14 protein-coding genes are annotated in these 14739 nt (G+C 63.9%); all 14 read right to left on the bottom strand.

Translation table 11 applies throughout. From position 1 onward, the window contains the following. The 14 genes from QX010_RS07065 to QX010_RS07000 all read right to left on the bottom strand — a co-directional run bounded on the left by QX010_RS07065 (position 1) and on the right by QX010_RS07000 (position 14727). The gene (locus tag QX010_RS07065; protein WP_315799793.1) at positions 1-1056 is read right to left on the bottom strand and encodes a branched-chain amino acid ABC transporter permease; all 1056 of its coding nucleotides are present in this window, start codon (positions 1054-1056) and stop codon (positions 1-3) included. Then, positions 1056-1922 (bottom strand): ABC transporter permease subunit, encoded by an 867-nt coding sequence (locus QX010_RS07060; protein WP_315711674.1) that lies wholly within the window; start codon positions 1920-1922, stop codon positions 1056-1058. The genes QX010_RS07065 and QX010_RS07060 overlap by 1 nt, the downstream gene beginning before the upstream one ends. Positions 1923-1987: 65 nt before the next feature. After that, a complete protein-coding gene (locus QX010_RS07055; RefSeq protein WP_315799792.1) occupies positions 1988-3226 on the bottom strand; it encodes an ABC transporter substrate-binding protein in 1239 nt (412 codons plus the stop codon). 100 nt (positions 3227-3326) lie between these two features. After that, positions 3327-4376, bottom strand: coding sequence for a substrate-binding domain-containing protein (locus tag QX010_RS07050; RefSeq protein WP_316178517.1), 1050 nt, complete (start codon positions 4374-4376; stop codon positions 3327-3329). Between the two features lie 199 nt (positions 4377-4575). Further along, positions 4576-5052 (bottom strand): GNAT family N-acetyltransferase, encoded by a 477-nt coding sequence (locus QX010_RS07045; RefSeq protein ID WP_316178515.1) that lies wholly within the window; start codon positions 5050-5052, stop codon positions 4576-4578. Between the two features lie 47 nt (positions 5053-5099). Continuing rightward, entirely contained in the window at positions 5100-5816 is a 717-nt protein-coding gene (locus tag QX010_RS07040; protein WP_409977886.1) for a tetratricopeptide repeat protein, read from the bottom strand. 103 nt (positions 5817-5919) lie between these two features. Continuing rightward, the gene (gene ilvD / locus QX010_RS07035; protein ID WP_316178514.1) at positions 5920-7644 is read right to left on the bottom strand and encodes a dihydroxy-acid dehydratase; all 1725 of its coding nucleotides are present in this window, start codon (positions 7642-7644) and stop codon (positions 5920-5922) included. Between the two features lie 236 nt (positions 7645-7880). After that, a complete protein-coding gene (locus QX010_RS07030; RefSeq protein ID WP_316178512.1) occupies positions 7881-8852 on the bottom strand; it encodes a tripartite tricarboxylate transporter substrate binding protein BugD in 972 nt (323 codons plus the stop codon). A 90-nt stretch (positions 8853-8942) separates the two neighbouring features. Beyond that, positions 8943-10184 (bottom strand): threonine synthase, encoded by a 1242-nt coding sequence (locus QX010_RS07025; RefSeq protein ID WP_316178511.1) that lies wholly within the window; start codon positions 10182-10184, stop codon positions 8943-8945. A 137-nt stretch (positions 10185-10321) separates the two neighbouring features. After that, complete coding sequence (gene lpdA / locus QX010_RS07020; RefSeq protein ID WP_316178509.1) at positions 10322-11743, bottom strand: dihydrolipoyl dehydrogenase; 1422 nt, start codon at positions 11741-11743, stop codon at positions 10322-10324. 118 nt (positions 11744-11861) lie between these two features. Beyond that, positions 11862-12434, bottom strand: a complete 573-nt coding sequence (locus QX010_RS07015; protein ID WP_316178507.1) for a hypothetical protein — start codon at positions 12432-12434, stop codon at positions 11862-11864. A gap of 1 nt (position 12435) precedes the next feature. Continuing rightward, positions 12436-12948, bottom strand: coding sequence for a hypothetical protein (locus QX010_RS07010; protein ID WP_316178505.1), 513 nt, complete (start codon positions 12946-12948; stop codon positions 12436-12438). 112 nt (positions 12949-13060) lie between these two features. Beyond that, positions 13061-14419 carry a pyruvate dehydrogenase complex dihydrolipoamide acetyltransferase gene (locus tag QX010_RS07005; RefSeq protein ID WP_315799784.1) on the bottom strand — a complete coding sequence of 453 codons (1359 nt, stop codon included), beginning with the start codon at positions 14417-14419 and terminating at the stop codon, positions 13061-13063. A 2-nt stretch (positions 14420-14421) separates the two neighbouring features. Then, positions 14422-14727 (bottom strand): DUF5076 domain-containing protein, encoded by a 306-nt coding sequence (locus QX010_RS07000; RefSeq protein ID WP_015666657.1) that lies wholly within the window; start codon positions 14725-14727, stop codon positions 14422-14424. Between the last annotated feature and the right edge of the window lie 12 nt (positions 14728-14739).

Genomic DNA, 14739 nt, shown 5'->3' with positions numbered 1-14739 from the left:
TCACTCGGCTCCTGCAGGATGCGGCGCCGCCGCTGACGGGACCGGCGGACCATTGGTCTTCGGCTTCTTGTCCGGGATCAGCCGCATCACCAGATCACGCGCGGTCGGGAAGATGCCCTTCGGCAGGAGCAGCACGAACACCACGAGTACGCCGCCGAGAACGAGGTTGGAGTTCAGGAGCTGCTGCGAGCCGATATAGGCGACGATGTACTCGATCACGACGCAGCCGATGATCGGCCCGAGCAAGGTGCCGAGCCCGCCGACCGTGATCCAGATGATGATCTCGGCGGACAGCGACAGGCTGAAGATGGTCGGGCTGACGAAGGCGCCCCAGTTGACGTAGAGCGCGCCGGCAAGACCGGCGATGGCGCCGCCGAGGATGAAGGTCAGGCACTTCACCAGCCGCGGATCGTACCCGAGCAGCGACGCCCGCACCTCGTTCTCGCGCACCGCGACGATGATGCGCCCGGCCGGCAGCGCCAGCAGCAGCCGCAGCAGCAGGAACACGCCGAGCAGCACGTAGGCGGTGGTCCACCACGACTGCTCGGGCGACAGCACGGTCGACGGATCGAACGGCATGTTGAAGGTCGGCACCGCCGGCATGCCGTTGAAGCCGCCGAGCAGCGCCTTGCCGATCTTGTAGGCGTCGCCCGAGGTCGAATTGACCGAGTTGAACAGGATCAAGGTGACGGTGAGCGTGATGACGCCGAGATAGACGTCCGAGATGCGGCCGAAGAAGATGAAGTAGCCGAGGATCGCCGCGAACAGCGCAGGCACGGCGATCGCCAGCAGGATCGCCGGCGTCGAGTCCTGGAAGTTGACGGCAGCGATCGCGTAGGCATAGCCGCCGAGGCCGAAGAAGGCGGTTTGGCCGAACGACAGGATGCCGCCATAGCCCCAGATGAAGGCGAGGCTCAGCGCCAGAACCGACATCGCGGCGAACAACGTCAGTTGCATCAGGCCGAACAACTCGATCACGCTCGGCATGATCGCGATCACGCCAATGGCGACGACGGTCCCCGCGGCCTGGAGAGCGAGGCGAAGGCGCTTGTCCATCACAGGTTCCCCTTGAAGAAGCGCCCGGAGATGCCCTGCGGCAGCAGACGGATGAGCACGATCGCGGTGGTGAAGACGATCACCTCGCCATAGACGGGCGTGGTGAAATAGGCGCCGATCTGGTTGACCGAGCCGAACAGGCTCGCCGCCGAGAGCGTGCCCGACAGGATCGCCGCGCCGCCGCCAACCACCGTCATGAAGGCCTTGGCGACATAGGCGCCGCCCATCACCGGCGTGATGCCGGACACCGGCGCCAGCAGGCCGCCGGCGAGACCGGTCACGGCGGCGCCGAGCGCGAACGTGCTCATGTAGACGCGGGCGGGGTTGACGCCGAGCGTCGCCGCCATCGCCGGGTTCTGCATCGTGGCGCGGGCGACCAGGCCGAACCGGGTGTAGCGCATCACGCCGTAGATGATGGCCATCATGACGGCCGCCATCAGTGCAAGGAACAGCGTGTAGTAGCTCGACTGGTACGAGCCGATCGAGAAGCCGCCGAGCGGCGTCGGCACGCCCTGCTGGGTGTTGCCGTAGATCGTGGTGATGATGCCGATGATCAGGAGGCTGAGGCCCCAGGTCGCGAGCATGGAATCGACCAGGCGGCCGTAGAGAAACCGGATCAGGCAGCGCTCGATCACGAGGCCGACGATGCCGACGAACAGGGGCGCGATGATCAGCATCGCGATCCAGATGTTCACCCCGGCATTGGCCGAGATCACGGTGGCGTAGGCGCCGAGCATGATGAACTCGCCATGGGCGAGATTGATGATCTTCATCATGCCGAAGATGATCGCCAGTCCCAGGCAGAGCAGGAACAGCGATGAGATTCCGTTGAGGACATCCAGCGCGAGGATGACGTAGATCGCCATGCGTCAGGTCTTTCAGGGCAGTCCAATGAAACCGGGCCCCGCCGGATGGCGGGACCCGGCACGCGTCAGAGATTGATGATGTACTGCTTGACGTCGTTCGGGTTCTTGACGAGGTCACAGACGCTCGCGGTGTCCGCGGGCTTGGCGTCGGTGTAGGTCTCGAGCACCGACCATTTGCGGTCCTTCACCTCGGCCAGGAACGCGTTGCGGACGGTGTGATGGGTCTGCTTGTCCAGCGAGACCTTGCCGCTCGGGCCGTCGAAAACGAGGCCGCTTTCGAGCGCCTCGATCACCTTCATGCGGTCGATGCTGCCGGCCTTCTTGACGCCTTCAGCCCAGAGCATGACGCCCTCATAGGTGCACGAGGCGAGCTCGCTGATGTAAGGCGAATCCGGATGCGCCTTCTTGATCTTCTCGACGAAGCTCTTGGAGGCCGGCGTGGTCAGCTCCTCGAAATAGCCGTAGGCCCCGATGACCCCATCGCTCTCCGCCGCATCCAATGTCGAGGGCTCGTTGACGAGACCAAAGGTGGTCGAGGCGATCGGGATCTTCCCCTTCATGCCGGCCGCGGTCCACTGCCGGTAGAACGCGGTGTGGTTGCCGCCGACCAGCGCCGACAGGATGAGGTCGGGCTTGGCCGCCTGGATCTTGGAGATGGTGGAGCCGAAATTGGTGACGTCGAGCGGGAAGAAGTCTGTCGCCAGGATCTCGCCGCCATTGTCCTTGCAGTATTTGGTCATCCACTTCGCGGTGATCTGACCGTAATTGTAGTCGGCCGCGATGATGTAGGCCTTCTTGCCGGACTTCTTCATCGCGCTCGGCACAAGCTTCTCCACCGTCTGCGCCGGCGTCGTGCCGGTGCAGAAGGTGTTGCGGTCGCAGACGCCGCCTTCGTACAGCGTGTTGTAGAAGTACAGCACCTTGAAACGGTCGAAGGTCGGGCGGATCGCCTCGCGCGAGGCCGAAGTAATGCCGCCATGGACGACATCGACCTTGTCCTTCACCGCCAGCTGCTGGGCGTATTGCGAATAAAGCTGGATGTTGGACTGGGTGTCGTAGTGGATCACCTTCAAGGGACGCCCGAGCAGGCCGCCCGCGGCGTTGATCTCCTCAACGGCAAGCTGCAGCGCGTAGACCATCGGCGTGCCGGAGGTGCCGATGGGACCGGACTGGTCGTGCAGGCTGCCGACCGTGATCGGGTTCTCGGCCGCGAGCGCACCCGAGCGCAGCACGGCGGGTGCCGCGATCAATGTCGAGGTCGCGATGGCCGAGCGTTGCAGGAAACGACGTCGGGAGAGAGTCATAAAGGTCCCCATGGGTTGATGATGCTGGTTCATGATCCGCGAGAAGTTTAAAATTACAATATTTGAAAAGGCAAGTGTTTTTTGGAGCGCGCCCTGCGCCTCAGCGCGAGGCGACGACCGCGAAGTCGTAGCCATCCAGCTCGGCGAGATGGATCGGATGGCGCCCGCCAACCACCGGCTGCGCCTCGTTGCCGCGCGCCGTGCGCCGCTGCAGCGTGCGCCCGAAGACGCGCCTGAGATCGCGGGCGTCGAAGCTCTCGGCGCGCTCGATCAGCGCGGCGAGCGCGTGAATGCCTTCGTAGCAGGACTCGCCATAGCCGTTCGGCGGCGGCGGATTGTCACCGAAGGCCGTGTAGTAGCGCTCGAGAAACGCGCCGTTGTTGCGCGACCGCAGCGAGGCGAAATAGCTGGAGGCGACATAGACATTCTCGGTCTCGCCGCTGTCGAGCCCGTAGACGATGGTCTCGTCGAAGGCGGACGAGAATCGCAGCACGTGACGGCTGAGACCGGCGGCGCAGAAGGCGCGGCTGAAGGCGATGCAGTCGAAGCCGAGAAAGACCGGCAGCACCACGTCGCTGCGCGTGGTCTTGATGCGGTCGAGCATCTCGTCGAAATCGTGGACGCCGACCGGCACGTAGCATTCGCCGGTCACGGTCCCGCCGAAGCGCGCGATCAAGCGCCTGGCGATGCCGAGCGACGAGCGCGGCCAGATGTAGTCGTTGCCGCACAGGAAGAAGCGCCGGGCGCGCTTGATCTCGGAGAGCCACTGCACCGCCGGCCCCAGTAATTCGCCGGCGGTCTCGCCCGTGGTCATCACATCGCTGTTCGCCGGCAGGCCCTCGAACTGGGGCGTGTAGACGAACGGCACGCGGCCGCGCGCGGCTTGCGCGACGGGATCGCGCGCGTAGCTCGGCAGCATGCCGATCAGGCCATCGACGGCGAGCTCGTCGACCGCCTCCACCGCAGCCCGGCCCGCGCTGGCGGCGGTCGCGCCGGCGTCGACGACGATCAGCTCGACCTGCCGGCGGCGGATGCCGGCCGCCTGGTTCAGCTCGGTCACGGCCAGCCGACCACAGGCTTCCGCGGAGGGTGCCCACAACCCTGCCGAGCCGCGCTGAGGAATGATCAGGCCGATCCGAACGCTGTGCAAACGTGCCGCCTCTGCTGTTGCAGGGGACTTGCACTCACGAATCGTGCCAAGCGCGTTTTGGCGTCATCGCGGTCGTTCGTGTACCAAAGATCGCCGATTTTGGTTATGGAACCTGACGCTGATCAAAACATCGGCGCGCCGACGCCTATTCGTTAGGCATCCGCGGCCATGGCCTCGATGTCTCACCATGGCTCGCGACTCACGGCGCAGTGACGAGGGTCTTGCTCATCGGATAGGAGGCCGCGGTGCCGAACTTGCCGGCGGGCATGCCGACATCCGCGTAGCCGCGGGCGAGATAGAATCGGTGCGCGGTCTCGGTGCTCAGCAGGGCCACGTCACGCGCGCCCAGTGCGGCCGCCCGCCGCTCCAGCTCCGCCAGCAGAGCCGAGCTGATGCCGCGAAAGCGTCCGCGCGGCGACACGTAGTTGAGCGTGATCTCGCCGGGGTGGGCGAGCCCGCCGACGGCGAGAATCACATCATCCTCGACCGCGACGAGCAACGATCGCCCTCGCCCGTCCGCCCAGGCCGCGACGTTCTGCGGTGTCTTGTTGGCGAGCCAGCGCGCCAGGATATCAGGGCTGCCGCGGTGATCCGCCAGGCACAATTCGGATATGGAGGTGCGCAGCACGGCGCAGGCCGCCTCGGCATCGTCAGCCGTCGCATCGCGGATGATCATCGCAGTCCCTCTGTCGAACGGAGGGAACGCGATGCATTCCGCTCCTGCTACTCGCGCTTGCCCTGCACCCAGCTCTCGAGCATCTGCAGCGCCGAGGCGCGGTCATCGTCCGAGGCCTTGGCGAAGGCGCGGTTGTAGCTCTCCTTGATCCAGGCTTCGTCCGGACCGGCGCTGTCGCGCGCCAGCGTGAGCCACATCAGTCCGCGCGCCGGCTGGCGCGGCAACCGGTCGCCGTTGAACAGCATCTGACCAAGCAGCGCCTGGGCCTGGTGCTGGCCCTTCTGCGCGGCGAGGCCGAGCCAGCGAGCGCCATAGCGGAAGTCGTCGCGCGAGGCGTCTGCGGTCTTCAGGTACATCCGCGCCAGATCGTACTGGGCGTCGGCATTGCCGAAATAGGACGCCGCATAGGAGAACATCTCCCGCGCGCGATCCGGATCGGCCTTGACCTTCGTGTTCGGAATGCCGCTCAGGTAATAGCGGCCGAGCGCGACAAAGGCATTGGCGACGATCTGCGCCTGAGGCGCCGACGGACTGTCCTCCGCATGCGCATTGGCGATGCGGCTGAAATAGTCGAAGGCGCGCATGTCGTCGCGCGCAACGCCATCGCCCGCCGCATACATGCGGCCGAGCTTGAACTGCGCAATCGGGTGACCTTCCTCCGCCGCGTATTGCAGCGCCGTCAGGGACTGCGTGGGCGAGGTCGAGGACGTCGTCGCGGGCAGCGCCTTGCGCAGCGCGCCGGCGCCAGCCTGCTGTCCAGCCACGGGGATCGCCGGCTCCTGGTTGACCGGAGCGCCATCGAACGCGAACGATGGCGTCGGCAACGCGAGCGGGGCAACCCCCAGCATCAATGCGAAAAGGATCCGATCAGATGTCCGCATAGCAATACTTCTCTTGCGCACCACCTGGATGGGTCACGGCGCCCGCCACGGCCGGCCCCACCTGCTGGGCATATTTCCAAAGTGCACCTGACGTGTGATGCGTCTCACGCGGCGTCCACTTGGTCTTGCGTGTCGCCAGCTCGGCATCGCTCAACTTCACGTTAAGGATGCCCGCCTCGGCGTCGATCTCGATGATGTCGCCATCCGCGACCAGCGCGATCGGTCCGCCGACCGCCGCCTCCGGTCCGATATGGCCGATGCAGAAGCCCCGCGTCGCGCCCGAGAACCGGCCGTCGGTGATCAGCGCGATCTTGCCGCCCATGCCCTGCCCGGTCAGCGCCGCCGTGGTCTGCAGCATTTCCCGCATGCCCGGACCGCCGCGCGGCCCCTCGTAGCGAATGACGATCACGTCGCCTTCGCGATAGGTGCGCTTCTGGACGGCGTCAAAGGCGTCCTCTTCCCGATCAAAGCAGCGGGCCGGCCCAGAGAATTTCAAGTTCGACATGCCCGCGACTTTCACGATCGCGCCCTCTGGCGCGAGATTGCCTTTCAGACCGACCACACCTCCGGTTGCAGTGATCGGCTGGTCGGCCGGCCTCACCACGTCCTGGTGCGGATTCCACTTCACGCCATTGAGGTTTTCGGCGATCGTCCGGCCGGTGACTGTGAGGCAGTCGCCGTTCAAATAGCCATGGTCGAGCAACGTCTTCATCAAGAGCGGAATGCCACCAGCCTCGAACATGTCTTTGGCGACATAGCGGCCACCCGGCTTCAAATCCGCGATATAAGGTGTCTTTTTGAAGATTTCGGCGACGTCGAATAAGTCGAACTTGATGCCGGCCTCGTGTGCAATCGCAGGTAGATGCAGCGCAGCATTGGTCGACCCGCCGGACGCCGCCACAACCGCAGCGGCATTTTCCAGGGATTTTCGCGTGACGATGTCGCGCGGCCGGAGGTTGGCGGCGATCAGTTCCATGACCTTCTCGCCGGCGGTCATGCAGAAGGAATCACGGATCTCGTAAGGCGCGGGGGCGCCGGCCGAATAAGGCAGCGCCAGCCCGATCGCCTCGGACACCGTCGCCATCGTGTTGGCCGTGAACTGGGCGCCGCAGGCGCCGGCCGACGGACAGGCGACGCGCTCGAGCTCGTCGAGGTCGTCGTCCGACATCGCACCCACCGAATGCTTGCCGACAGCCTCGAACATGTCCTGCACAGTGACCTGCTGGCCGCGGAAATTGCCGGGCAGGATCGAGCCGCCATAGATGAAGATCGAGGGCACGTTGAGCCGGACCATCGCCATCATCATGCCTGGCAGCGATTTGTCGCAGCCGGCGAGGCCGACGAGCGCATCGTAGGAGTGGCCGCGAATCGTGAGCTCGACGGAATCGGCGATCGCCTCGCGCGACGGCAGCGACGAGCGCATGCCGTCATGGCCCATTGCGATGCCGTCGGTCACGGTGATGGTGCAGAACTCGCGCGGCGTGCCGCCGGCGTGGGCGACGCCCTTTTTCACCGCCTGGGCCTGCCGCATCAGCGCGATGTTGCAGGGCGCAGCCTCGTTCCAGCACGAGGCGACGCCGACGAAGGGCTGATGGATCTGCGCCGTGGTGAGGCCCATGGCGTAGAGGTAGGACCGATGCGGCGCACGCTCGGGCCCTTCCGTCACATGACGACTGGGCAGCCTGCGCTTGATGTCGGTCTTCGCGTCCATCGCTGTTTTGGCCTCCCGGTGCTGCGGAGAACGCTCAAAATCCGGCAAGTGGATTTTCGGCAGCCTCACACGCACTGGTTATGTTCTGATCAAAGTATTTCACGACCAGGTGTGGCTAAAAAGCGGCGCGTTTGCGGAGCGCCGGAGATTGTTACCAAAACTTCGCAAACTGTGGCGACGTCGCAACATTCGTGGCCGATGCGCAACCATCCTTGGTTGGCAGGAACTGAGGGCGCCTACTCCGGCACCACCCCTGCGGCGCGGATCATCGGCCACCATTTGCGGATCTCGGCCCGCTGCAAAGTTCCAAGCGCGGCGGGGCCGCGCTGATCGGCCGCCGGCATCTGCAACCCCAGGTTTTTCAACTGGTTTTTCACATCCGGCTCGTCCAGCGCGGCCACCGCCGCCGCACTGAGCGTATCGACGATCTCCTTGCTGACGCCCTTCGGCAGCCAGAGGCCCGACCACAGGGTCATGTGGAAACCCGGCAGGCCGGCCTCGTCGGTGGTCGGAATCTCCGGCGCGGACTCGAGCCGCTTGGCGTCGGTGACGGCGTAGGCGCGGATCGTCCCGGCTCGAACCTGGTTGATGGCGTTGGAGGTCTGGTCGACGATCAGGTCGATCTGGCCAGCGACCAGATCATTCATCGCCGGCCCCGTGCCGCGATACGGCACATATTGCAGCTTGAGGCCGGTGACCTGCTCGAAATAGAGCCCTGCGATGTGGCTGCCGGAGCCATTGCCGGCGGTGCCCGCCGATACGGGGTTCGGCTGCGATTTCACCCAGGCGAGAAACTCCGGCAGCGACTTGGCCGGGATGTTGTTCCTGCTGACGATGATCATCGGATTGCTCGGCAGCAGCACCACCGGCTCGAGATCGGCCTCGAGGTCATAGCCGAGCCGGTAGACGGCGCCGTTCGCGACATGGGTGCCGAGATGGCCGAAGCTCACGGTGTAGCCGTCGGGCTTCGAGCGCACCGCGCGTCCCACGCCGATCGAACCGCCCGCCCCGGTCACGTTCTCGATCAGAATGGGCTGCCCGAGCGTCTGTCTCATGTGCTCGGCGAGGATGCGCATCATCGCATCCGACGGGCCGCCGGCGGCGAACGGCACGATCACGGTGATCGCGCGCGAGGGATAATTGTCGGCCCGCGCCGGCAACGTCAGCACGAGACATACAAACAGCACGGCGCAAAGAGCTCGTCGCATCACGTCCTCCCTTGTGTCGCACGCGCCGGTCACAGACGCGAATGCGTCTGCGCCGGAGCATGTGCCCGAGGCCGCGGTGCTGGTTGTTAGTTAGAACTGCCCGAAGTCGATCGGCTGGTGACGATCGAGCGTGCGGGTAACCGGCGGCAGCGGATATTTAAGTCCTGTCGCGCAATTGAACAGCATGACGCGATCGTTTTTCGTCACGCGTCCGTCGGCCAGGCTCTGCTTGTAGGCGGCATAGGTCGCCGCGCCCTCCGGGCACAACAGCAGCCCCTCCTCGCGCGCGACCTCGGTGAGCGCAGATGAAATCTTCTCGTCATCGACCGCGATGGCGAAACCTTTGCTCTCGCGCACTGCGCGCAGGATGAGGAAATCACCGACGGCCTGGGGCACGCGGATGCCGGACGCGATGGTGTGGGCGTCCTCCCAGCGCGTGGCGTGCTCGACGCCCTGCTCGAAGGCACGCACCATCGGCGCGCAGCCGGAGGCCTGCACCGCCACCATGCGCGGACGTTTTGCGCCGATGAAGCCGATCTTCTCCAGCTCGTCGAACGCCTTCCACATGCCGATCAGGCCGGTGCCGCCGCCGGTCGGATAGAAGATCACGTCGGGCACGTCCCAGCCGAGCTGCTCGGCGAGTTCCAGGCCCATCGTCTTCTTGCCCTCGATCCGATACGGCTCCTTCAAGGTCGAGGTGTCGAACCAGCCGACCTTGGCCTTGCCCTCGCCGACGATCTTGCCGCAATCATCGATCAGGCCGTTGACGCGATACACGGTCGCGCCTTGCAGCTCGATCTCGCTGACATTCACCTCGGGGGTGTCTGCCGGACAGAAGATAGTGGTCTTGATGCCGCAGGACGTTGCATAGGCCGCGAGCGCAGCACCGGCATTGCCGTTGGTCGGCATCGCCATGTGCCTGATGCCGAGCGCCTTGCCCATCGACACTGCCATCACTAGGCCGCGCGCCTTGAACGAGCCGGTCGGCAGCCGGCCCTCGTCCTTGACGATGATCTCGCCGCCGCCGAGCTTCTTCGACAGCTTGGGCAGATTGATCAGCGGCGTCATCACCTCGCCGAGGCTCACGATGTCGGCGCATTTGCGCACCGGCAGCAGCTCGCGATAGCGCCACATGTCGGCCGGACGCTGCGCCAGCGCGTCCTTGGTCAGCGCCTGTTTCACCCCTGCGAGATCGTAGCGCACCAGCAGCGGCTTGCCGGCCTTGGAGAGGTTGTGAACCTGGTCCGCCGGATAATGATCGCCTTCCATCGCGCATTCGAGATGGGTGACGAAGGTCGGGCGCTCGGTGGTGAGATTGTCGCTGGATTTCACGGCGGAGCCTTCTTGTTGTGCCCGTCTGGTCATCTCCGTCATTGCCGGGCTTGCCCCGGCAATCCATCCCCTTCGCAAGTATTTTCGAAGGGGATGGATGCGCGGGTCAAGCCCGCGCATGACGGCCGGTGAGCGGATTACATATTCAGCACGCGGCCGTAGGCGTCGAGCACAGCTTCCTTCATCATCTCCGACAGGGTCGGATGCGGGAACACCGTGTGCATCAGCTCTTCCTCGGTCGTCTCGAGGTTCATCGCGACCACATAGCCCTGGATCAGCTCGGTGACCTCGGCGCCGACCATGTGGGCACCGATCAGTTGCCCGGTCTTCTTGTCGAAGATCACCTTGACCAGACCCTGGTCCTCGCCGAGCGCGATCGCCTTGCCGTTGCCGACGAAGGGGAAGCGGCCGACTCTGACGTCGCGGCCCTGCTCCTTGGCCTTGGCCTCGGTAAGACCGACGGAGGCGACCTGCGGATGGCAATAGGTGCAGCCCGGAATCAGGTTCTTGTCCATCGGGTGCGGATGCAGCCCCTTGATCGCCTCGATACAGACCACGCCCTCATGCTCGGCCTTGTGCGCCAGCATCGGGGGACCCGCGACGTCGCCGATCGCGTAGAGGCCGGGCACGTTGGTCTTGCCGTAGCCGTCGATGACGATGCAGCCGCGATCGGTCTTCACCCCGAGCTTCTCCAGACCGAGATTCTCGATGTTGCCGACCACGCCGACCGCCGAGATGACGCGGTCGAACTCGACCGACTCGGTCTTGCCCTTGCCGTCGTCGATCGTCGCCACCACGCTGTCGCTCTTCTTGTCGAGCTTGGTGACCTTGGCCCCGGTCATGATCTTGAGGCCCTGCTTCTCCAGCTGCTTGCGCGCGATGCCGGCGATCTCGGCGTCCTCGACGGGCAGAATCTGCGGCAGCACCTCGACCACGGTGACCTCGGAGCCCATGGTGCGGAAGAACGACGCGAACTCGATGCCGATCGCGCCGGAGCCGACCACCAGCAGCGACTTCGGCATCCTGTCCGGCACCATCGCCTCGAAATAGGTCCACACCAGTTTCTTGTCCGGTTCGAGGCCCGGCAGCACGCGCGGCCGGGCGCCGGTCGCGACGATGATGTGCTTGGCCTGGTAGGTGCCCTCGCCGAGCGCGCCCTTCGGCGCCTCCACGTCGGATTTGGTCACGGTGACCTTGCCGGGCGCATCGATCGCGGCACGGCCCCAGATGACCTGGACCTTGTTCTTCTTCATCAGAAAGCCGACGCCGTCGTTCAGCCGCTTTGACACCCCGCGCGAACGCTGCACCACCGCCTTCGGATCGTAGGAGATCTTCTCCGCCGACAGGCCGTAATCCTTGGCGTGCTGCATGTAGTGATAGATCTCGGCCGAGCGCAACAGCGCCTTGGTCGGGATGCAGCCCCAGTTCAGGCAGATGCCACCGAGATAGGATTTCTCGATGATCGCGGTCTTGAAGCCGAGCTGGGCAGCGCGGATCGCGGCGACGTAGCCGCCCGGGCCGGAGCCGATGATGATGACGTCGAAATTTGTGTCGGCCATGCTTACGCCTACAGCTCCTCAGAAGGTGTCGAACTGCGAGAGAAAGAGCAGAAAGACATTAGCACGTTCTGTAAGCGGATGCTGTCTACAAAGGAAGCCATTTTGAAGCATAGGTCGTCTACGAACCTACCATCTCTCGACGCTTCTCTTTGATCTCGACAAAATTGCCAACGTAACGCTCGACAATCGACGACAAAATCGGCGTATGCAGGACGCGGTAGAAGAACCCAGCTATAACTCCGCTTTCACTGAGCCAGGCTAAAACGTCTCCCTCCAAGCGGATCGCCATTAGTGCTCGAAATTGTTCTTCATCTATATTGTCAATGATTCTCATCGCGGTCGCATCAACCAGATCCTCTTCGACGGCGCGGCCCAGAGATCGGAACCTATTTCGCGCAATGTAAGCAGACGTCAGATCGATCAGATATGATACGCTGGCATCAAGCCCTTGCTGCGCCTCTGGCACAATCGAGGCCCTATCCCGCTCCAAAAGAAGAGGTAGCTGCTGCGATATGTCGTCATCTATCTTTCGGACGAACGGCCTCTCTCTCGACCGCTTGATTTTCTCGACTAGCTCATACTCTGCGAAGTTGCGCGCGAGATTGGATTTGCCGATCCGAAAAAACCAAACGAAAACGAACGAAAGGTTTGCTCCTATGACGATCAACATAAATATTCCTAGCGAAGTCATCCTAACCTCCTAGGCGGTCCTTTGTTCGTCGAATTTCGACTATGCTGACGAAGTATGCAAAGATGATAGACAGCATCCCAAAAAAGTAGATTTTCAATTCCGCGTCAAAATATTGCGAGTACTTCTCGATAGTCGAAAATGATCCGGCGTATGAAATGTATCCAAAGAGAAATGATCCAATCCCACCGAGAACACAGATTGCAGTCGATACCCCAGCTTGCCAGCCCAACTTATACTTCCCTGTGGCATCAACGGCCGTTTCGAACCAGTTAAGGCCGGCTGCCACGGCGAGGGCCAAGCCGATGAGCAGCCATTGATCGAACGCATGGGCAAACTTCTCGATTCTGCCGACTGCCGTGTGATTTTCCCATGCAGTCAGCCCAACCGTCCGATCATATGCGTTGTACGCCCACACGCAGGGCGCGATGCTTATCAAGACGGTCGCAACAGCTCCGACAAGGCTGTACCCCAATCTGTCCGTCCAGAAATCACTCAGTATTCGCTTTGAAGTCATGGGATTGGTCTGCTATCAGGCTGACATCTCAACAACAGGTTGCATACTGAGTTTGTCCGTCGAAAAAATCAACGCTCCAATTCCTGCTCGTGCAGAATTGTAAGCGGTCCATTTATACCATCATCATCACGGGATTCTCGATCAGCTGCTTGAAGGCGCCGATCAGCTCGGCGCCGAGCGCGCCGTCGATGGCGCGGTGATCGCACGACAGGGTCACGCTCATCATGCTGGCGATCTCGATCTTGCCGTTGCGCACCACGGGGCGTTCTTCCGAGGTGCCAACCGCGAGGATCGTCGCATGCGGCGGATTGATCACGGCGGTGAAGTGATTGATGCCGTACATGCCAAGGTTGGACACGGCCGTCGTGCCGCCCTGATATTCCTCCGGCTTCAGCTTGCGCGAGCGGGCGCGTGCGGCGAAGTCCTTCATCTCGCCCGAGATCGCCGACAGCGTCTTGGTCTCGGCCTTGCGGATGATCGGCGTGATCAGTCCGCCCGGCATCGCCACCGCGACGCCGACGTCCGAATGCTTGTGCTTGACCATGCCGCCTTCGGTCCAGCTCACATTGCAGTTCGGAATCTTCTGCAGCGCCACCGCCATCGCCTTGATAACGAAGTCGTTGACCGACAGCTTGTAGAGCGGCTTCTTCTCCTTGTCCTTCGGCGCGGCCGCATTGATCTCCTCGCGGGCGGCGAGCAACTTGCCGATGTCGCAGTCGATCGTGAGATAGAAGTGCGGGACGTTCTGCACCGACGCCGTCAGGCGCTGCGCGATGGTGCGGCGCATGCCGTCATGCGGGATGACCTCGTAGGAGCCCGGCTCGAACAGCGCCAGGATCTGCTTGTCCGACATCGACGGCGCCAGCGCCGGCGCGCCTGCCGCGGCAGGTGCCGCCGACGGCGCAGCCTTCAGGCCCTTGCCGGACTTTGCGTCCTCAACGTCGCGCGCGACGACGCGGCCGTGCGGGCCGGTGCCGGTGATGCGGCCGAGATCAATGCCGGCATCCTTGGCGAGACGACGTGCCAATGGCGACGAGAAGATGCGCGCGTGACCGTTGACCTGGGGCGCAGCCGCGGGAGCGGCCGGCGCAGGAGCCGCGGCCGGCTTCGGCGCGGGCGCGGCGGAAGGTGCAGGTGTGGCGGCGGGCGCCGCCGCGGACACCGTCGGCTTCGCCTCGGGCTTGGGAGCCGCCGCCGCCGGCGCGCTGCCGGCCGCCTTGACGTCCTCGCCCTCGCCGGCGAGCACCGCGATCACGTCGTTGACCGGCACGTCCTGCGTGCCTTCCGGCACCAGGATCTTGGCGAGCGTGCCCTCATCGACCGCCTCGACTTCCATCGTGGCCTTGTCGGTCTCGATCTCGGCGATGACCTCGCCGGACTTGACCTGGTCGCCTTCCTTCTTGAGCCAACGAGCGAGGTTGCCCTTCTCCATCGTCGGCGACAGCGCGGGCATCAGAATGTTGATCGGCATGATCAGTGACCTTGTTTCGACCTGGGGCTGGTAGTGCCCGTGTCAGTCGGCCGAGCCAGCTCGGCTTCGAACATCTCGACGATGCGCTGCAGCGCCTCGTCTTCGGAATAATCGCTCTCGCGCGCATAGGCGCGCGCAGCATGTCGGGCGACGTCGACCAGGAGCAGCCCCCACACGTCGGGCTCCTCGAAGGCGCGCTGGAATGCGATCGAGAGCCCGCCATCGAGCACGAAGGCGCGCAACACTTCGGTGGCGTCCTCGCGGCCGATGACGTCGGGCGGCAGCGGCTGCTCCTTGGGTCCGGCCATGGTGGGATGTCC

The sequence above is a fragment of the Bradyrhizobium sp. SZCCHNRI1009 genome (genome assembly GCF_032487575.1).
In the GTDB taxonomy this organism is placed as follows: domain Bacteria; phylum Pseudomonadota; class Alphaproteobacteria; order Rhizobiales; family Xanthobacteraceae; genus Bradyrhizobium.
The sequence above is the reverse complement of the archived record's forward strand: the minus strand, read 5'-3'. Positions and strand labels throughout refer to the sequence as shown.